This window comes from Streptomyces sp. CA-250714, from assembly GCF_050936705.1.
In the GTDB taxonomy this organism is placed as follows: Bacteria; Actinomycetota; Actinomycetes; order Streptomycetales; family Streptomycetaceae; genus Streptomyces.
On sequence record NZ_JBNJMI010000001.1, the window covers coordinates 889,160 to 908,677 of the forward strand.

A 19,518-nucleotide genomic window follows, 5' to 3' on the forward strand; every position below is an offset into this window, starting at 1 on the left:
CTGTGATTCGTATCTGCTGTGTCCGGTACCGCTTCGCCGGGTCTGCTCGGTGACGGCCCGTGGGCCGGTCAGACGAGCGCTCCGACGACGCCGGAGGCGGAGCCGACGAGCACGCAAGCGCCCAGCACCAGCCCCAGCCCCTTCACGTGCTCACGACTGCCGCCCCGGGAGTGGTCGACGGCCATCCGCGCGGCGACGCCGAAGATGCCCGCGACGCACAGTGCGGTGACGGTCCAGGCCACCCACTTGAGCACTGTCACCAGCCCCTCGGATCCGGGCGGCGCCGACCCGCCGCCGACGTCCGGGACCCCGGACGGGGCCGGATCGGCGGCGAGGTGAGCGAGATCCTGCGAGGCGGCCGAGACGACCGAGACGGCCGCCAACAGACTGGACATGCGATTTCCCCTTACGCGCGTCGGGTGAGTTGGGCCAGGTCGCGTGCGAGCGGCACGCACTCCCGGGGCAGATGCGCCGTGGCCGGCTCGCCGAGCCGCCACGCCTCCACCCACGGGATCTCCCACAGCCGGGGCACGGCGCCGGAGGCGAGGCGCAGCAGGTCCCGCAGGACCCGGGGGCGACGGCCGGGGGCGTCCGCGACCACGACCAGGCCGAGCAGCTCGACGCCGGTGACCGTGCGCGAAGCCCACTGCTGTGCGGCGCTCTGCGCGGCCTTGAGGCCACCGGCGCTGGAGCGCGCCACGAGCACGACCGGCTGCGGGACCTCGGACACGGGCCAGGCGCGATGCGCGTCCTGGCCACCGGGCACCGCCCGCTCCAGCGTGGTGACCCCGGCACCGCCATGGACGCCCAGCCACCACCACCCTGGACCGGCGATCGGCTGCGGTGCGGTGACGGGCAGTACGTGCGCGGGCCGCGGTACGCCGGCTCCCTGCGGTGCCGCCGGTCCGGTCAGCGCCGTCAGCGCGTCCTGAACCGATCGCTGCGGCTCCCCGTTGTTGCCCGCCGAAGGGCGGTTCGGCGACAGCCAGGGGTTGGAAACCGGCGCATCCCCGGCCATGGCATCTCCCTCCGACGCGAACTCGACGTCGCGACTCGCTCCAAAAATTGACAAACCATTTCAAAACCAGGTTTTCGACTGCGGTCCCACATACGGACCTCCGAACGAACTGGTTCAAGGGAGATCGCAGATGACCACGACAACAGCGAGATGGGCGGGAGGTGTCGTCGTCATGGGACTGCTCGCGCTGCTGGTCGGGCTCTCCGTGGTGGCGGCGGCCGAGGAGGAGACGGAGGCGGACCTCGGCGCTCCCGTCGTAGGCCCCGTCACCGCGCTCGACACCGCCCGCGTTCCGCAGGAGTACGCCGTGTGGATCGAACGCGCCGGCAAGGAGTGCCCAGAGGTCAGCGCACCGCTGATCGCCGCCCAGATCGCGGCCGAGTCCGGCTGGAATCCGAACGCGAAATCCCCGGCCGGGGCCCACGGGCTGAGCCAGTTCATGCCCGGCACCTGGGAGACGTGGGGCGTGGACGCGGCAGGCAAGGACGGCAGCCCCGAACCGGACGGCAGGGCCGACCCGTTCACCCCTGGCGACGCCATCATGACCCAGGCCCGCTACGACTGCTGGCTCGCGGGCAAGGTCAAGTCCCTGGGCACCGGGGGCGATCCCACACGGCTGATGCTCGCCGCCTACAACGCCGGTCCCGGCGCCGTCCAGAAGTCCGGGGGCATACCCCCGTACCCGGAGACGCAGGCCTATGTCGCGCGGATCACCGCGTCGATGGTGCAGTACACCGGCGAAGGGCCGGAGGCGGCGGAGGGCATGGACGGGCAGGACGCACCGGCCGAGGACGGCGGCGAGTTCGGCGGCCGCATCGTGGCCTACGCCAAGAAATGGCTCGGCACCCCGTACTCGTGGGGCGGCGGCGGTACCGACGGCCCCGGAAAGGGGTTCGCGCAGGGCGCGGGCACGGTCGGGTTCGACTGCTCCAGCCTGGTCCAGTACGCGGTCTACCGCGCGAGCGGCGGCAAGACGCTCCTGCCCCGCACCTCGCAGATCCAGGTCACCAAGGGACGGCCGGTCGCCCGTGACGCGATGCGACCGGGTGACGTGATCGGCTTCAACCTCAACGGCAGCTACGACCACATCGGGATCTACCTCGGCAACCGGCAGTTCATCCACGCACCGAAAACGGGCGACGTGGTCAAGATCAGCCAGCTCGATGAGCGTTACTACGCCAGCAAGCCCCAGAAGGTGAGGCGGTTCGGATGAATACGCTCGGTTCACGCGCCATAGCCGCCACGGCGGGGCTCGCGCTCGCACTCGCACTCCTCCTTCTGGCCGGGTGCGGTGCCGTGGGCAACGGCGTTGCCGACGGCGGCGACAAGGGCCGCACACCCGCCGCGGCCTCGCCCGGCACCGGCCCTCGCTCCCCCGCGCCCACGGACGCCGGGGAGACCGAGGCCACCGACAAGACCAGGGGGACCAACAAGACCCAGCGCACCCCGAAGGGCGGCGTGCCCCAGCCCGAGGACGTCGACCGTACCGATGCCGACGCCGTCAGCAAGGGGGCGCTCACGGCGATGTGGACGTACGACACCGCCATCGACCGCGGTCCGGCCGACGCCGGTGTGCGTACCGCCGACGCGGGGTGGCTGACCCCGTCGTACGCCGGGCAACTCCGCGAGCGCCGAGCGCGTTCGGGCCCCGGCGCCCAGTGGGGTACGTGGGCGAAGCACCGCGCCTACACCAAGGTCTCACTGACGAAGACCGAGGACGCGGCAATGCCGGACGACACGGACACCGTGGCCTGGCGGCAGTGGACCGTCGCCCCGACGCCGCACGGCCGCGACGGATGGACACAGGAGCCCACGTCCGTCGTGGCGTTCGTGCACCTGGTCCGCAAGTCGGCCGACGCACCCTGGCAGGTCGCCGACATCACCGCGCGGTAGCGCCACCGAATCCCACCGGGCCGCCGCCAGAGGGCGGGCCGTCCTACCCGGGCGACGCCCGCAGGGCACTCCGCCGTCAGTTCCTTCTTCGACCCCAAGGAGCAGCATGCCCACCAACTACGAGCCGACCGAGGTACCCGCATGGCCGGCCTACGTCTTCGTCGTCCGGCACGACGGGCGGGTAGGAGTCTCCGGCCCGCTGCGTCCCACCATCGAGCACCCCACCCGCTCTTCGGCCATCGACGCCGTCGCCGCGACGGCCCGTGCCTTGGGCCGCCCGGTCCGCGCCGAAGCCACCGAGCCCGACGGCACCGTCTGGCTTCTGGTCATCGCGCCGGACGGAGCCGTGAGCGAGCTCTCCGGCACCCCCACGCGCGGCAAGCCCTCCAAGAAGCGCAACACCCCCGCCCCCGACGCGAACCCGGACACCGACGTCCATGTCGCCGCCCCGACCCGGGACATGGACGCGGAGCGGCCCGGCCCCAGCCCGGCACCTGTGCCGGCCGCGGCCTCCGTGCCCGTGGACCCGCCGACGGCTCCCGACTCTCTCGACGATGCCGTGGCCCGCGTGGACGCGTACGCGACGGCGGGTCGCATGGACGAGGCTGTCGCCCTCGCCGTGCAGGCCGATGAGCACGCCGCGCACGCGCTGGGTCTCTCCCACCCCGACGCGCTGCGCGTCCGCGAGGCGCGCGCACGCATCACCGCGCTGGCCGGGGACCCCGTCGGCGGCGTACGGCTGTACCGCGACGTCGCGGAGCGCTGGCACTACCAGGGAGCCGACGAACAGGCCGAGGCGTCCGCGGCCCGCGCCCACACGCTCTGGACGCAGATCAGCGACCTGGACGCCGCCCTGTCCGTCGGACTCGCCATGGTGCGCCTGCGCAACCAGATACCCGGCGAGCACGGCAACGGCTTCGCCGCCGTACTGGACCACCAGGCCCGGCTCGAAGCCGCCCGCAACGCCGCCGCTCCAGTGGCCCCGTGAGGGGTTCCTCCCGAGTGAGCCTCCGATTGAACTGCTGACAGCGCGGGTCCGTTGCTACCTGCCGGAAGAACCACCGGCCCGGGATGTTCCGCGCCGGGTGGAGAGCGAACCGTCACCACACATGGAGGACACATAAAACATCGGCGTTCCCGTCTGATTGCCGCCTTCGCCATCGCTGCCGCGGGAGTCGCCATTCCACTGACCGCAAGCTCTGCCACTGCCGCAGAATCGACCCATTCCGTCTCCGCGACAGGATGGTCTCTGGGATGGGACGACAGCTCGGTGGTGACTATAAAGCTTCGTTGACGAAGTTCCGCCTCCTTTGAGTTTCGGCTGCCCGGCGCGGCGCCGGGCAGCCAAAGTTCCTACCGCTTCCGGACGGGATTCCGCTCCCACGACAGAAAGGACGAACCATGCCTCCGCAGAATGAAGGTTCGCAGAGTGAGCCACTGACTCCCGAGGAGGTGTACGAGCGAAAGCGGGACTTGGCAGACCAACGGATGGCGCTGCGCCCGGCCATCGAATACGCCGTCCAAGTTCTTGAGTGGTACCAGCGAGAAACGGACCCCACAGCCACGGATCAGATCGCCGAGACCGGCGAGGCGATCAAGCAGCTTCGGGACAACTGGGAATTCCTCGAGTACCTGGACAAGACACGGAAGACCACGCCCTACAACCGGACGTCAGTCCTCCGCTATTACGAGACCTACGCCAACTCCGAGCCGGAAATCCAAGGCAGGGTGTCCCTCCAGTTGGGATCAGCGATCTCCCTCGCCAACCACTACCGACCGGACGAGGCAGGGGAGAGTTACCTGGCAGGTGCCTGGAAAAGCTTCAATGCAGTCGCCAAGGAAATCAACGCGGTACACGCTCGGGAACAGGAAGATTCTCCCTCTCCCTCACCCATTGATTCTGTGTCCGATCAAAGAAATCTGGTCGTCACAGAGCCGAGCTTCGACGAGTTCACATTCGACGAACAAGAGCGACTGATCGCGAAGTACTGGGAAGGCAAGTACAGGTACGAGGGGCGCGGCAGGCATCACGTGCTGTATGCACGCTTTCTCGCGGAGACACACGGAGACTACTCCCAACTCAGAGACAAGGACAAAAGATACTGGGAAGAACTGAAACACGGCAAGAAGGTTCATAGCAACCTGCCGAAGAAAATGCAGGAGGAGTTCAATAAGGACAGAGGTATCGCGACACCGAGTAATACTCGGCCCCCACGCACCGAATCCGAGAAGGCAGAAGACGCGCAAATCGCACAATACTGGGCAGCTCAGAATCCACCAGTCCGCTACCGCAATCGACACGTACACAGCCTCCTTTACGGCAGATACCACGGCAGGGTGCACGGCGACTGGACCAAACTCACAGAGAAACACATGTATTGGTGGCATCTGGACACGAGGGGGGAAGCTCTCCCGGTTGGGAACGTGGACCCCAAGATCAGAGAGGATTTCCAAAAGGCTCTGCAAGGGATACCTACCGATGATCGGTCGTCGGTGGATCACCGTGTACAGCCGGGTTACGGGGTCGGCGCTCCGAATCCGTACACCCAGCAGTCCGCCGGAGCAGGCCCTGCATATGGCGGCGGAGCAGTCCCCGGATACGGCGCCGGGCCAGTCCCCGGATACGGCGGCGCCGGGCACTTCCTTCCCCAGGCAGTGAGCGAAGCGCATGCGCAGTACCCGGCCACCGGGTCCGACCCCCAGCAATACCGCGCTCAGCCCCCGAACCCTCCACGCTCCGGACAGGGGGGTCAAAAAAGGGGGCGTTAGCCCTTCGCCTCAGCCGCTCGCCGAGCAGCACGAGACGTCGCACCAGTCCTCGGGGCTGCGGCCCCGCCTCCGTTCGCAGTTGACACAACCTTCGCGGCCGGCACCGAGACCATGCGGAACAGAAGGGATCAGCCATGCCTCCGCAGAACGAAGGCTCGCAGGGCGAGCCACTGACTCCTGAGCAGGTATACGAGCAGAAAAAGGCTCTGGCGAATCAGCGAATGGCGCTGAGCCAGCACGTCGAAGACGCCCTCCAGATACTCGAGTGGCGCAAAAGGGAAACAAACCCCTCGCTCACGGACCCGATCCTGGCCCCCACCATCACAGACCCCATCGCCCCAATCAACGAAGCAATCACCAACCTACGCAACAACTGGAACGCCCTGAAACACCTGGACAACACCCGAACCAACACCCCATTCACCCAGGCAGCACTCCGCGACGAACACCACCAGTACCGCGAATACGCCAAATCCGAGCCATGGATACAGGACAAAGTGCACCTGGAGCTACAACTGGCAAGCTCCCTCCTCAACCGATTCGGACAAGACCTAACAAGGAAGATGAACCTGGCACAGGAACTGGAAAAATTCCGCCAGATCGCAGACCAGTTCAATGCCGCACACCACCGCGAACAGCACATCGGAAAACTCCCCAAGGAGACGCAGAACCAGATCATCAAACAATACTGGAACGATCGATCCACAAGATATCAAAACTCGACCGCCACCCCCCCGACTTCATGGACTCTATTTCGCACAGACACATGGGGAACCCTCCTTGCTCCGCGATCAAGACATAGGGGATTGGCATCTGCTCAAATACGGCTCCACACTCGAGGGCCCTGCAGGCAATGAATTGAGAACAGAATTCGCGAAGGATAGAGGAATCACCTGGGAAGCACCGGACAGGAGTAAGCGCCCCCGCAGTAAGTCCGAGGTCGAAGAGGACTTGCGCATCAGAGATTATTGGGCAAGCCAGGGGCGCCTCTACAAGGACCGCTATTCCACTCACCGTCTGTACGCCGAGTATCAGGCACGAGTTGGCGGGCGGCCGGACAGCAGCTCCACCACCCCGGGACCGCAAGAACAGTCACCGCAGCAGCAGTACAACTCCGCCCCTCAGAACCCGGCCGCCCCTTGGCTCAACCCACAGCAATACGGCACCTTCCACACTTTCCACCGGTCACAGCAAGGCCCCAGCCAGCCCTCGCGCCCCCCGCGAAATATCTCCGGCAACTCCTCATCAGGAGGCAAGGAGAGGGGAAGGCGTTAGCCTTTCGCCCTCGCATGAGGATGAGGGCCCGTCGGCCTGCTGACATGCCTTTCCCTTGCAACAAGCAGAGGCCTGAACCAAACCAGACCCTCGCCCCGCCCATTGTCGAGGTCGCATCGGTGCCCCCGCACTGCAAGATCATGCCGAACAGAGGAGATCAGCCATGCCTCCGCAGAACGAAGGCTCGCAGGACGAGCCACTGACCCCCGAGCAGGTATACGAGCAGAAAAAGGCTCTGGCGAATCAGCGAATGGCACTGAGCCAGCACGTCGAAGACGCCCTCCAGATACTCGAGTGGCGCAAAAGGGAAACAAACCCCTCGCTCACGGACCCGATCCTTGCCCCCACCATCACAGACCCGATCGCCCCAATCAATGAAGCAATCACAAACCTACGCAACAACTGGAACGCCCTGAAACACCTGGACAACACCCGAACCAACACCCCATTCACCCAGGCAGCACTCCGCGACGAACACCACCAATACCGCGAATACGCCAAATCCGAGCCATGGATACAGGACAAAGTGCACCTGGAGCTACAACTGGCAAGCTCCCTCCTCAACCGATTCGGACAAGACCCAACAAGGACGACGAACCTGACACAGGGGCTGGGAAGATTCCGCCAGATCGCAGACCAGTTCAATGCCGCACACCACCGCGAACAGCACGTCGGCGAGCTCCCCAACGAGACACAGAACCGCATCATTCAACAATATTGGAAAGACCAGGGCAAAAGATACCAGGGTTCCGACAGGAACCCCAAGCTTCATGCGCTCTACTTCGCACAAACCCATGGAGATCCCACCTACTTCCGAGAACAAGACATACCGGAGTGGTTTCGTGTCAAATATGGCTCTGTATTCTCCGGTTCCGCAACCAGTGAATTGCGAACAGAATTCGCGAAGGATAGAGGTCTCACCGGGGAAGAACTTGACAGGGCCCAGCACTTCCGGACCGACGCCGAGATCACAGAGGACTACCGTATCGCAGAATACTGGGCACGCCAGGATCCCCCACACCGCTACATGAACCGGCACTACTCTGTCCCTCTGTACGCCAGATATCGCGCACGAGAACACAATGACTGGACCCAATTCAGGGAAACCGACCTCCGCCACTGGCACTTGGAGAGATTCGGAGAACTGCCGCCGCCGCACGGAGTGCCTCAATCCCTTCGCGACCGTTTCGAGGACGAGCGGACGGGGAGGACTGCAACTGATCAGCCGCCAGTAGGACGTGCAGGACAGCCGGACAGCAGCCACGGCATCCCGGGGCCACAAGCACAGCCACCGCAGCAGCAGAACAACTCCGGCCCTCAGAACCCGGCCGCCCCTTGGCTCAACCAACAGCAATACAGCGCCTACAACAATCCCCACCAGCCTTCGCACCAAGACCCCAGCCGGCCCTCGCCCCCTCCGGGAAACATCTCCCACAACTCCTCATCAGCAGGCAAGGAGAGGAGAAAGCGTTAGCCTTTCACCCTCGCACGAGGCTGAGGACCCGTCAGCCCGCTGACCGGCCTTTCCGCTGCAATCAGCACAGGCCCGGATTACACCAGACCCCCGCCCCGCCCGTTGTCGAAGTCGTACCGGTGTGCCGACACCGCAAGATCATGCCGAACAGAGGAGATCAGCCATGCCTCCGCAGAACGAAGGCTCGCAGGACGAGCCACTGACCCCCGTGCAGGTATACGAGCAGAAAAAGGCTCTGGCGAATCAGCGAATGGCACTGAGTCAGCACGTCGAAGACGCCCTCCAGGTACTCGAGTGGCGCAAAAGGGAAACAAACCCCTCGCTCACGGACCCGATCCTGGCCCCCACCATCACAGACCCCATCGCCCCAATCAACGAAGCAATCACAAATCTACGGAACAACTGGAACGCCCTGAAACACCTGGACAACACCCGAACCAACACACCATTCACCCAAGCAGCACTCCGCCACGAACACAGCCAATACCGCGAATACGCCAAATCCGAACCACAGATTCAGGACAACGTACTCCTCGAACTGGAACTGGCAAGCTCCCTCCTCAACCAATTCGGACAAGACCCAATAAGGAAGATGAACCTGGCACAGGGGCTGGAAGGATTCCGACAGATCGCAGACCAGTTCAATGCCGCACACCACCGCGAACAGCACATCCGCGAGCTCCCCAACGAGACACAGAACCGCATCATTCAACAATATTGGAAAGACCAGAATATTCGATATCTGTCCCCCGACATGAGCCCCAAGTTTCATGCGCTCTATTTCGCACAGACCCATGGAGATCTCTCCTATTTCCGAGAGCGAGACGTGTCGCAGTGGTATCAACTCAAATACGGCTCGACACTCTCCGGCCAGCCAACCAGAGACTTGCGAACAGAATTCGCGAAGGATAGAGGCCTCACTGGAGAAGCACTGGACAGGGCTCAGCACCTCCGTACTGATGCCGAAATCACCGAGGACAAGCGTATCGCACAATATTGGAGAAGCCAGAATCCCCCGCGCCAATACGCGAACCGGCACCTCCACGCCCCCTTGTACGCCATATACTACGCACGAGAACACAAGGACTGGACCAAATTCAGGGAAACCGACCTCCGCCACTGGCACTTGGAGAGATTCGGAAAAGCGCTCCCGACGCATGCGCCGACGCAAAGCATTCGGGATCGTTTCAACGAGGAGCGGACGGGGAGGAGTACAACTGATCAGTCGTCAGGGGCACGCGCAGGACAGCCGGACAGCAGCCACGGCATTCCGGAGTCGCAAGCACAGCCACCGCAGCAGCAGTACAGCTCCGGCCCTCAGAACCCGGCCGCCCCTTGGCTCAACCAACAGCAATACAGCGCCTACAACAATCCCCACCAGCCTTCGCACCAAGACCCCAGCCGGCCCTCGCCCCCTCCGGGAAACATCTCCCACAACTCCTCATCAGCAGGCAAGGAGAGGAGAAAGCGTTAGCCTTTCGCCCTCGCACGAGGCTGAGGACCCGTCAGCCTGCTGACGAGCCTTTCCGTTGCAACCAGTCACAGGTCCGCGAGCCCGAACACGCCCCGTCCCGCCCGCGTCTTCCCCGCCGCCGACGGCCAGTACCCCGGTTCAGCGCGCTCACCGACCGTCGCATCGGCGCGCACCTGGCCGGCTCAACGGCGGATGTCGTCCTCAGCATCCGCCCCGGGCTGAATGTGCATACGGCCAGGCAGCCGCGGCGTGGCCCCGCACGCCTGGGCCGGGAACACCTGACGCTCGCCACGCACTCCCCTCGGATGGAGCTCCTGCTGCGCCGCGTCCATCCCCGGCTGGACGCGCTCACCACGGTCACCGAGGCCGACGCCCGTGACCTATCGAAGCGCGCTCCGGTTGCCCGGCGTACGCGTCGAGGCGCTGCCCAACAGCGTGCCCGCACCGGACATCCGCCCGGCGGACGGTGCGGGGAAGTGGGTCGTCGCCGCGGGACGACTCGCCCCTGCCAAGCACTACGGCGTACTGAAACGCCTTCGCCCGGGTCATCGCCGAGCGCCCCGACTGGGGCCTGCGGAGCTACGGCCAAGGCCGCGAGCGGGCCGGACGGAGGCAACTCATCGACGAACTCGGCCTCCACACCCAAGTGTTCCTGGTGGGCCCGGCGAACCCCATCGAGGCCGAGTGGGTGAAAGGCGCAATCTGCGCCGTCACCTCGAGCCTCGAATCCTTCGGCATGACCATCGTCGGGGCCGCCATCACCACGGTCCGGAATCGTCCGTCCGACTGCCGCTCCGCCCGACGCCGGCAGCAGGCAGACTGCGCGCCGTGCTGCCCCTGGACGCCCTGTCGCCCCAACTCCGGGCGTGGGACCTGTGGCTGCTGCCAGTTGAACCGGGACGGACTCGGCTCCGTCTCTCCGCTTGAAGTACGCCGAAACGACGACAAGGGCCGGGCTGTGGAGTGCTCGTGCATCCATCCGCTCCCCGGCCAGAGGATGGGGGCGCAACGAAAATGCCCGAGCAGGATCCGCGCAGCAGCATGGCCTCGGAAGACTCGTACGACAGGTTTCTGGACAGCACGGTAGACACCTATCGCGACCTGACTACGAGTCAGGAGCGGAGGCGGCGTACGGCTTCTTCCTCGGCCCTTCCGACCCCGCCGACCATCGCCCAGGCACCCGACAGCCAGAGGCCAACTACCCCTTCCAGCCAGCACTCGGACTCCACCCAGTACTCAGCCTCCGTATACAGCCCTCCCCCAACACCCCCAAACCCGCCCTCAACCACACAGCCACCCGACAGCCAGAGACCAACCACCCCCTCCAGCCAGCACTCGGACTCCACCCAGTACTCAGCCTCCGTATACAGCCCTCCCCCAACACCCCCAAACCCGCCCTCAACCACACAGCCACCCGACAGCCAGAGACCAACCACCCCCTCCAGCCAGCACTCGGACTCCACCCAGTACTCAGCCTCCGTATACAGCCCTCCCCCAACACCCCCAAACCCGCCCTCAACCACACAGCCACCCGACAGTCCACCGCAGTTCGAGAACCCGAGGCCGGCCCCGAACCCGCCCCCGAGGCCCGTACCCCAGGAGCCGCAGAACCCGCAGAACCCACAGAACCCGCAGATCCCGCAGAACCCGCTGGGCCAAAAAGGACGCTCGGTTCTGGAGGAAATGATGAGGGGAATGGCACGCAAGGCTACGAGTGCCACGACCCTGCCGCAGTCATTGCAAGCTCAGAAAAAGCTCACCAAGAGACATGGGCAGGGCCGGGGCAAGTGAATCTGCTGCCTCATGGCGAGGTGTAGGCCGTGCCCGCACCGTCGGTGTCGGGCCGCGGGCAGACAGAGAGGCGGATGAACCCGTCGGGCAGCGGCTCCAGCGCCACGGCGTGCAGTGCGCCGTCACGTCCACTCAGCGCATCGGAGATCATGGCTGAAGAGGGCAGGACACAGGACCCGCCCTTGTGCATCAGCGTGGCGACGAGCATGGCGTGGCTCAACTCCCCTGGTTCCGGATCGCCCCAGGTTTCCAAGGCAGTGGGAAGGTCGCCCGCCGGCGTCATCAGGGCGGCGGTAGCGGCGCGGATCCAGTCGGCGAGGTGGTGTATGCGCCGGGCCTGCTCGGCCGTCTCCTGTTCGGAGGGGGCCGGCTGCTCCAGAGAGGATGCGAAGTCGCCAAGACTGCGGAGGGTCTGGGCGAGGTCATGGAGCGACGCCGTTTCCGCCGGGGGCAGTTCCTCATCCCAGGGACGTGATCCCCTCGGTTCCTCTTCCACGTCAGCTCCCCTTCCGGCCGTCAGCTGTGCGCTTCCGCACCGCACTACGTGCCATGCCGCATCCCGGTTCTCTCCACCGTTCGGCTACGGGCAACCGACGGCGCTACCGAGCGTTCGATGCCGGAGCGCTGAACCGGAATACCGACAGCGACGTAATGCCCGCCAACCGGACGACGATTCCGGTGGCCGACGCCCCCGGAGGGAAGTGCCCCGGGTCCCCTGACTCCGCCGGCCCAGGACCACCCCGCACCGGAGGAGCACCGTGACGATCAGCACTCCCCCCGCAGCCGCAGCCGGACCCGACACCGACCCGGCCACCGGCCCGTCCCTCGCGCGCGGTCCACTCGGGACCGCTCTGCTCGACATCGAGCAGGCCCGGCGTGGACTCCTGCCCTGGCAGGTCGTCGACCGGCGACTCGCACGCCCAGACGCACGCCCTCTGACCGACGATGACGACGCGAGCCTGTTCTCCGGTGCTCCCGCGATGGCGTACGTGCTGCACCTCGCGGCCGATGGCGCCGACCGGTACGCGGATGTCCTGCGCACGCTCGACGGCATCGTCGCCGCGCTCACCCGCCGCCGTCTGGTCGCCGCTCACGACCGCATCGACCAGGGCCGCTACGCCTCCTACGCCGAGTACGACCTGATGAGCGGCCTGACCGGTCTCGGTGCCCTGCTGCTGCGGCGGCGACCGGACAGCGGCGAGCTGAAGAGCGTCCTGCGGTACCTGGTCCGGCTCACGGAACCCGTGAGCGGCCCGCAGGGGCAGCCGCGGCCCGGCTGGTGGGTGGGCCACGCCCCCGGCCTGAACGCACCCGCGGCGCCCGGTGGTCACGCCGCCTCCGGACCGGCACACGGCATCGCCGGACCACTCTCGCTGCTCGCCCTGGCCAAGCGTCGGGGAATCACCGTGGACGACCACGACATCGCCATGTCCCGTATATGCGGCTGGCTCGATCGCATACGGCAGATCGCCTGGGACGGAGCGCGCTGGCCGCAGTGGGTCTCCGGGGCCGGGTCAGCCCCCGTACGTGCGACCGCCCCGGCCTGGTGCCACGGCACCCCAGGGCTGGCCCGTGCCCAGCAGCTCGCGGCCATCGCGCTGGCCGACGACGACCGCAAGAGGATGGCTGAACGCGCTCTCCTGTACTGCCTGGCCGACACTCGCCAGCTCGACCAGCTCACCAACCGCGGCCTGCGGCACGGCATCGGCGGCCTGATGCGCACTCTCCAGCGTGTCTCCGAGGACGCGGAGGGCCCCTCGTCGTTCACCAGCCGGCTGCCCGAACTCCGCGCACGCTTCCGCGCCCTGAGCCCGCCGGAGCAGACCGGCTTCCTCGACGGTGCCGCGGGAGCCGATTTGGCCTTCCAGAGCACCGAGCCGGATTCCGGGCCGGCCGCCGACTGGGACGCGTGCCTGCTGCTGGCCTGAACGCCGCACCGGTCATAAACCGTCAAGCCTCCCCTTGTCGTTCATACGTGTCGCTCATACCTGTCGTTCATACGTGTCGCTCATACGTGTCGGTGATCAGGTCCGGATCGGGCACCCGGGATTTGCCGGCGATGTTGGCCAGCATCTGGTGTGCCATGTGGAACCCGAAGTCCTCGGTCACTGCCTTCTTCCAGTGCCGGGACACGATGTTGTGGGTGGCCCACCGGGTGTAGCGCGGGCGGTTCATGATGAAGCGTGCGAGGTCCCAGGCGCGGCCGAGGAGCTGCTCGCGCGGGAACACGTCGCTGATGATCCCCCACTCCAGCGCCTTGTCCGCCGGAATCGGCTTGGCCGCGTAGATGTAGTAGGCGGCGCGCTTGGGCCCCATCAGGGCTTCCAGGGCCATGCCCTGGCCGTCGCCGGGTGGTGAGCCCAGCCAGAAGTGCGGGTCCATGAAGTCGGCGTCCGGGGCGGCGAAGGTGACGTCGCTCATCATGGCGAACTCGGTGTGCACGCCCGGTCCGTTGACGACCGCGATCGTCGGGATGTCGATGCTGGTGACGAAGCTCTCGATGAGCTTCCAGCCGTCCATCATCCGCTGGTGGGTGTGGTCCGGGTCCAGCTCGGAGGCGGGCCGGGGGTTGTGCCCCTTCGGGTCGCCGGTCATCCACTTGTCGCCGGTGCCGGTGATGATCAGCACCTGGTTCCCGGGGTCGTTGCCGATCTCCTGCCACACCCGCGTCCACGCGTTGTGTGCGGCGTGGGTGTGGGCGTAGGGGCCGTCGTTCGTGTGCAGGCGGGCTTCGATGATGCCGCCTTCGCGTCGCATCCGGAAGAAGTCCTGGTACCGGGCCGAGTACTCCTCGAATGCGGGCGGCGCGATGTAGCCCTCCCACTGCTCGGATGGTTCGAATGGCATTGCCACTACCTCCGTGTACGGGTCCGGCAGCCTCTGGGCTGTCCTCTCACAAAGTACACTCATGAGTGTGCTTTTGGTGTGCGGGAGGTAATCTGGGGCCATGGCGAGGACGATCGCGACGGTTCAGACTCCCGGGCGCCGACGGCGGTCCGAGGCCAAGAAGACCGCGATTCTGGACGCGGCGGAGGCACTGTTCCTCACCGAGGGCTATGAACGGACGGGCGTCGATGCCATCGCGGGCCACGCACAGGTGTCGAAGCGCACCGTCTACGACCACTTCGGCGACAAGGCGACGCTCTTCGCCCGGGTGGTCGAGCGCGCACACGAGGCCGTGGTCGGTGTCGTACGGACCGCGCTCGACGAGGAGCTCACGCCGGGCCGTGAACTCAAGGACGCGTTGACGGCGTTCGGGCAGCGGGTGATCACCCAGGCCGTTCCGTCCACCGCCTACGTCACCTTCCAGCGACTGACCTCGCAGCCGTGGTCGACTCCTCGACTGCCCGAGGTCACGCGCGACCTTCCCGAGCGGATGCTGGAGGAGCGCTTCGCCGAACTCGCCGCGAACGGCGAGCTCCGAGCCGCGGACCCCGGCCTCGCGGCGCGGCACTTCAGCGCCCTCACGATCGGCCTCGCACTGGACGAACTCAAGGCCGGGCAGGACACCGGGGCCGAGGCGCCGACGATCGCGGCCGTCATCGCCGACGGCGTCGACGCGTTTCTGCGCGCTTACCGCTGAACTCGCCTACGCGAACCGGCATTCCGCGCCGGCCTCACCGAGCACGTTCGGCATCGCACCAATCCACCGCCCAAGGCCCGCTGTCCGCTGAACCGGTCGCCCCTTGTCCGCGTTGTGATCCCCGATGCCGACGATCACTGTTCTGACGCCCGTCCACGAGGGCGGGTACGTCTATATACGCGAACTGTACGAGTGCCTGCGCGGGCAGAAGCTGCCCGCCGGCTGGCGACTTGAATGGGTGGTGCAGGAGGACGGGCGGACGGGTCGGCCGCTGGAAGCCGTTCCTGACGCGCCGTGGATCTCCAAGGGCGCCGGCCGCTGGGGTGGTGCGGCGCAGGCCCGCACGCTGGGACTGGCGCGTGCCACCGGAACGCTGCTGCGCTGCGTCGACTGTGACGACCTGCTGCCCGATCAGATGTCCCTCGCCCGCGACATCGAGGTTCTGGAGGCCCATCCGGCTTACGGCTGGACGGTTGCCCCGTGCCTGGATCTCCACGCCGACGGCCATCTGGAGCCGGGACCGTACGACCCGGACCCGGGACTGCTGCCGGAGCGGGCGCTTCTGGACGGTGCCAGGCGCGGTGAACTCCCGGTGATGGGCACCACGCTGACCGCCCGTACCGACCTTGTGCGTCTCGTGGGCGGCTGGCCCGCGATCCCGGCCTTCGAGGATGCAGCGCTCCTCCTGTTCTGCGAGGCCGTCAGCCGGGGGTGGATGCAGCCCGAGCCGGGCGAGCTCTACCGCAAGCACCCCGGGCAGCACACCGTCACCGCTGCCTACCACGACGAGGAGGAGAAGCGACTGCGCCAGGAGATCGTCCTCGATCGTGCGGAGGCGCTGCATGCCTCCGGCTGGCGCTGGCGGCCGACGGCCTCGACCGAGGCTTCCAGGAGCGGCAGATGACGGACAGCCTCGACGCCGTGCTGTGGCTGGGCGGCCCGCCGGGCGTGGGCAAGTCCACGGTCGCCCGGTTGCTCGCCCGGCGCCACGGACTGCGCTGGTACAACGCCGACGCTCACACCTGGGAGCACCGCGACCGGGCGATCGCCGCGGGGCATCAGGCCGCGATCCGGTACGAGGAGATGCCGGTCCCGGACCGCTGGTCGGCGCCCATGGAGGACCGGCTCGCGATGTCCTTGCACCACGCGCGCGGCCCCATGATCCGGGACGACCTCCGGGCATTGCCAACCACACCGTTGACGATTGCCGAGGGCACACCGATCACGCCGGAGGTGGTCGGCGGCGGCCCGGCCCTCTGGCTCCTGCCGACCCCGGAGTTCCAGCGTGACCGGCTCGACGAGCGTGACCTGCGCCCCGGCGTAGGGGAGTTCTACCAGCACCTGGGCGACGTGATCGGGGCAGAGGTGAGGCAGTTCGGGGGGCGGGTCGTGGTGGTCGACGGTTCGTGCGGGCCGGAGCACGTCGTCATGGAGGCCGAAGGACACTTCGCCGACGTGCTCGCTCAGGGGCCGGTGGCGACAAGCCCGTTGGAACGGCGGCAGCTCCTCCGCTACGCCAACCGTGCCTTCGTCGTTCAGTACCAGACCTTCTTCACCCGGTCGTGGGCGCGGGCACTCGGGGACACGTCGGATGTCGTACTGCCCTTCTCCTGCGAGTGCGCACGGGAAGGCTGCGAAGAGCAAGTCGACCTTTCCGTGGCCGACTTCCCCGCGCCCCCTGACGACACCTCGCCTCCGCTTCTGGCCTCGGGCCACGACAGCCACGAGGGTCAGGCGCCTTGACCGGGGCCTGGAACAGGGCGATCCAGCCGTGCCCCGGCTGGCGCACTAGAGGAGGGGCACGGCGCGCACGGAGCGGCCCTCCGGGTCCAGGATCCGCCCCAGCAGCTTGGTCATGTTCAGCACCACCGAACGGTCCTGGACGCGCAGGGCCGGTACTTCCTGGCCCATGCGCCACTCCAGGTCGTGCACCTCGGATGTCGATCGCAGCGACGCGTTGATGACCACGTTGAAGGGCCCCGCGACGAATGTGGAGGCGCGCACGCCGGGCAGGGCGCGGATGCGCTGCTCCGCGGCTGTCAGGTCCTGGACGTCCAAGGAGCCGAAGTACACCGCGGAGACAGCGCGGCCCGAGAGGTGCGGTGAGACATCGCACCGGAGGGTGACAAGTCCCGCCGCGCGCAGCCGCGTCAGCCGGCGGTTCACGGACACCGGGCCGATGCCCGCATGCTCGGCGAGCCGCTCGAACGACATGCGCCCGTCCGTGTGCAGCGCACGCAGAATGCGCAGATCCGCGTCCTTGAGCAGGTCGCCACCGCGCGGACGGGGCGGCGCGCCGGAGCCGAGGAGCTGCTTCTGCTCCTGGTTCAACGCCCCTTCCCGCCAGTGGCTGGCCTGCAGAGTGGACCGCGTGACCACGTGGCCGCGCACCTTCGCGATCCCCGGGACCCGCCCCTCCAGGCCGAGCAGGTAGTCCGACAGGGCCGGAAGAGTCGGCGCCTGGGCCAGTACGAGCACGTCCCGCGCGCCGCTGGTCACCTTGACCGTGGCCGCCTGCGTGTCTTCCGCGAGCGCGCACGCGACGTCCCTGGCTCGATCCGGCGCGCAGTCGACCTCGACCAGGGCGCACGCGGGCGTCGCTCCTCCCGACGGGTACGCGGTGACCCACGCGACGCCCTCGGACTCCATCCGGGCCCAGCGCCGGCCCACCGTCGCCGGGTCGACGCCGAGCACCTTCGCGAGGTCCCGCCAGCTCGCACGCGGAGCCGAGCGCACCGCGTCGACGGTGGCGACATCGAGTTCGTCGAAAGACCCGGCGGACATCAGGACTGCAGCTTTCCCGCAGCATCCCCCTGGCTCATGAAGATCCCATGCGTTTTCGGGGCGTGCACACAAGACGAGCCTAGCGTGCGGCTGTTGGTGAAACCGAGCGAGAACAGGTCGACGAGTGGAACCGAGAAATCAAGCGCCCCTACGAATCCGCAATGTGCGGCTGATCGACGGGATGCACTCCGAAGTCGTGGACGACGCCGTCCTGGAGACCGACGCCGCCGGCTGGATCACCTACGCCGGACCGTCGGCCCGAGCCCCCGAGGCCCGCGCCGACGTCAGGACCGTCGACGGCCGCGGAGGGACGCTGCTGCCCGGACTGTTCGACTGCCACACCCACCTCGGCGTCCCCTCGGACCGCTCGGTCCTGGAGACCGCGCTGGTGTCCGACCCGGTCGTGGAAGTCCTCCGGACCACCGCGCGACTGCGTGCCACGCTCGACGCCGGAGTGACCTCCGTCCGCGATCTGGGGGGACTCCCCCGGGGCTTCCGCGAGGCCGTCACGTCGGGACTCATATCCGGCCCTCGCGTGCAGACGTCGGTCGGCGTGATCAGCCACACCGGCGGGCACGCCGACGACACCCTGCCCAGCGGGAAGAGCCTCGGCATCGGCTACTGCGAGACCGCCGACGACGTCGTGGGCGTCCGCACGGCGGTGCGGCGGATGCTGCGGGCCGGTGCCGACGTCATCAAGATCTGCACGAGCGGGGGCATCACCAGCGCCCACGACGACCCGGATGACCAGGATCTGCTCGACGAGGAGATCGCGGCGGCCGTGCAGGAAGGGCGGCGGCACCGCGGACGGCCGGTCGCCGCCCACGCCCAGGGACGGGCCGGCATCATCGCGGCGGCGCGCGGCGCCGTCCGCTCGGTCGAGCACGGGTTCGGCATCGATGACGAAGGATGCGACCTCATCGGCGAGCGGGGGGCCTTCCTCGTACCGACGCTCTCGGCCGTCTTCCAGCCGGTGGAACCGCAGAAGACCGCACCGTGGCGCTACCAGATGAAGCTTCGCTGGAACGAGCGGGCCAAGGAGAACCTCGCCGAGGCCATCGCGCGGAAGGTGAACATCGCAGCGGGGACCGACGCCGGCGTCACCCCGCACGGGCACAATCTCCGCGAGCTGTCGTGCCTGGTGGAGCTGGGCATGTCGCCGATGGACGCCATCCGCGCGGCCACCTCGAACAGCGCGCGGCTGCTGGGAGTCCAGGACCGACTCGGCGTCCTGCGCCCCGGATACGCCGCGGACTTCGTCCTGTGCGCGGGTGACCCCCTCAAGGACATCGCCCTGCTGGCGGCGCCCGAGCGGATCGCCCTCGTCGCCCAACAGGGCGTCATCCACAAACTCGCGCTTCCCGACGGCGGCGCGTCGGATCAGCGCCCCTCCGCCGTCGGACGACTTTCCACCGGGTTGCTCCCGTGAGCCGGCCCGGCCCGATCCCATGTCTCCG

At 67.3% G+C, this 19,518-nt stretch carries 18 protein-coding genes and 1 pseudogene; 13 read left to right on the forward strand and 6 right to left on the reverse strand.

Translation table 11 applies throughout. The features are described 5' to 3' along the window. Nucleotides 1-68: 68 nt before the first annotated feature. Complete coding sequence (locus tag ACQEU8_RS04055) at nt 69-395, reverse strand: hypothetical protein (RefSeq protein ID WP_433096862.1); 327 nt, start codon at nt 393-395, stop codon at nt 69-71. A gap of 11 nt (nt 396-406) precedes the next feature. Further along, complete coding sequence (locus ACQEU8_RS04060; RefSeq protein ID WP_433096864.1) at nt 407-1,018, reverse strand: DUF6668 family protein; 612 nt, start codon at nt 1,016-1,018, stop codon at nt 407-409. 130 nt (nt 1,019-1,148) lie between these two features. On the opposite strand from ACQEU8_RS04060, the gene ACQEU8_RS04065 reads away from it, so the two are divergent. The 8 genes and pseudogenes from ACQEU8_RS04065 to ACQEU8_RS04100 form a co-directional block, all read left to right on the forward strand. Further along, complete coding sequence (locus ACQEU8_RS04065) at nt 1,149-2,231, forward strand: NlpC/P60 family protein (RefSeq protein ID WP_433096866.1); 1,083 nt, start codon at nt 1,149-1,151, stop codon at nt 2,229-2,231. Further along, entirely contained in the window at nt 2,228-2,911 is a 684-nt protein-coding gene (locus ACQEU8_RS04070; protein ID WP_433096868.1) for a hypothetical protein, read from the forward strand. Before ACQEU8_RS04065 ends, ACQEU8_RS04070 begins: the two co-directional genes overlap by 4 nt. A gap of 106 nt (nt 2,912-3,017) precedes the next feature. After that, nucleotides 3,018-3,899, forward strand: a complete 882-nt coding sequence (locus ACQEU8_RS04075) for a hypothetical protein (protein ID WP_433096870.1) — start codon at nt 3,018-3,020, stop codon at nt 3,897-3,899. Nucleotides 3,900-4,312: 413 nt separating this feature from the next. Further along, nucleotides 4,313-5,680: a hypothetical protein gene (locus ACQEU8_RS04080; RefSeq protein WP_433096872.1), complete on the forward strand. Its 1,368-nt coding sequence runs from the start codon at nt 4,313-4,315 to the stop codon at nt 5,678-5,680. A gap of 134 nt (nt 5,681-5,814) precedes the next feature. Beyond that, the gene (locus tag ACQEU8_RS04085; protein WP_433096873.1) at nt 5,815-6,537 is read left to right on the forward strand and encodes a hypothetical protein; all 723 of its coding nucleotides are present in this window, start codon (nt 5,815-5,817) and stop codon (nt 6,535-6,537) included. Nucleotides 6,538-7,118: 581 nt separating this feature from the next. Beyond that, nucleotides 7,119-8,429 (forward strand): hypothetical protein, encoded by a 1,311-nt coding sequence (locus tag ACQEU8_RS04090; protein WP_433096875.1) that lies wholly within the window; start codon nt 7,119-7,121, stop codon nt 8,427-8,429. Between the two features lie 163 nt (nt 8,430-8,592). Then, nucleotides 8,593-9,903, forward strand: a complete 1,311-nt coding sequence (locus tag ACQEU8_RS04095; RefSeq protein WP_433096877.1) for a hypothetical protein — start codon at nt 8,593-8,595, stop codon at nt 9,901-9,903. An 81-nt stretch (nt 9,904-9,984) separates the two neighbouring features. Further along, nucleotides 9,985-10,657 (forward strand): annotated as a pseudogene (locus ACQEU8_RS04100) (glycosyltransferase); the annotation flags it as partial. A gap of 358 nt (nt 10,658-11,015) precedes the next feature. Here ACQEU8_RS04100 and ACQEU8_RS04105 read toward each other — a convergent pair. Both ACQEU8_RS04105 and ACQEU8_RS04110 read right to left on the reverse strand, forming a co-directional pair. Beyond that, nucleotides 11,016-11,624, reverse strand: coding sequence for a hypothetical protein (locus ACQEU8_RS04105; protein WP_433096879.1), 609 nt, complete (start codon nt 11,622-11,624; stop codon nt 11,016-11,018). A gap of 80 nt (nt 11,625-11,704) precedes the next feature. Then, the gene (locus tag ACQEU8_RS04110) at nt 11,705-12,190 is read right to left on the reverse strand and encodes a hypothetical protein (RefSeq protein WP_433096881.1); all 486 of its coding nucleotides are present in this window, start codon (nt 12,188-12,190) and stop codon (nt 11,705-11,707) included. Between the two features lie 262 nt (nt 12,191-12,452). Here ACQEU8_RS04110 and ACQEU8_RS04115 point away from each other — a divergent pair, with 262 nt between their 5' ends. Beyond that, nucleotides 12,453-13,622, forward strand: coding sequence for a lanthionine synthetase LanC family protein (locus ACQEU8_RS04115; RefSeq protein WP_433096883.1), 1,170 nt, complete (start codon nt 12,453-12,455; stop codon nt 13,620-13,622). Nucleotides 13,623-13,689: 67 nt separating this feature from the next. Here ACQEU8_RS04115 and ACQEU8_RS04120 read toward each other — a convergent pair whose 3' ends face one another. Next, nucleotides 13,690-14,541, reverse strand: a complete 852-nt coding sequence (locus ACQEU8_RS04120) for an enoyl-CoA hydratase/isomerase family protein (protein ID WP_433096885.1) — start codon at nt 14,539-14,541, stop codon at nt 13,690-13,692. Between the two features lie 100 nt (nt 14,542-14,641). Between ACQEU8_RS04120 and ACQEU8_RS04125 the strand changes: the two genes are divergently transcribed. The 3 genes from ACQEU8_RS04125 to ACQEU8_RS04135 all read left to right on the forward strand — a co-directional run bounded on the left by ACQEU8_RS04125 (nt 14,642) and on the right by ACQEU8_RS04135 (nt 17,020). Continuing rightward, nucleotides 14,642-15,277 carry a TetR/AcrR family transcriptional regulator gene (locus ACQEU8_RS04125; RefSeq protein WP_433096887.1) on the forward strand — a complete coding sequence of 212 codons (636 nt, stop codon included), beginning with the start codon at nt 14,642-14,644 and terminating at the stop codon, nt 15,275-15,277. A gap of 124 nt (nt 15,278-15,401) precedes the next feature. Then, nucleotides 15,402-16,181, forward strand: a complete 780-nt coding sequence (locus tag ACQEU8_RS04130) for a GltA (RefSeq protein ID WP_433096889.1) — start codon at nt 15,402-15,404, stop codon at nt 16,179-16,181. Then, on the forward strand, nt 16,178-17,020 hold the full coding sequence (locus ACQEU8_RS04135) for a hypothetical protein (RefSeq protein ID WP_433096891.1): 843 nt from the start codon (nt 16,178-16,180) through the stop codon (nt 17,018-17,020). The genes ACQEU8_RS04130 and ACQEU8_RS04135 overlap by 4 nt, the downstream gene beginning before the upstream one ends. Nucleotides 17,021-17,065: 45 nt before the next feature. On the opposite strand, the gene ACQEU8_RS04140 is transcribed toward ACQEU8_RS04135, so the two are convergent. Continuing rightward, a complete protein-coding gene (locus ACQEU8_RS04140; protein WP_433096893.1) occupies nt 17,066-18,061 on the reverse strand; it encodes an Lrp/AsnC family transcriptional regulator in 996 nt (331 codons plus the stop codon). Between the two features lie 163 nt (nt 18,062-18,224). Here ACQEU8_RS04140 and ACQEU8_RS04145 point away from each other — a divergent pair, with 163 nt between their 5' ends. Further along, on the forward strand, nt 18,225-19,490 hold the full coding sequence (locus ACQEU8_RS04145) for an amidohydrolase family protein (RefSeq protein WP_433096895.1): 1,266 nt from the start codon (nt 18,225-18,227) through the stop codon (nt 19,488-19,490). Nucleotides 19,491-19,518 lie beyond the last annotated feature (28 nt).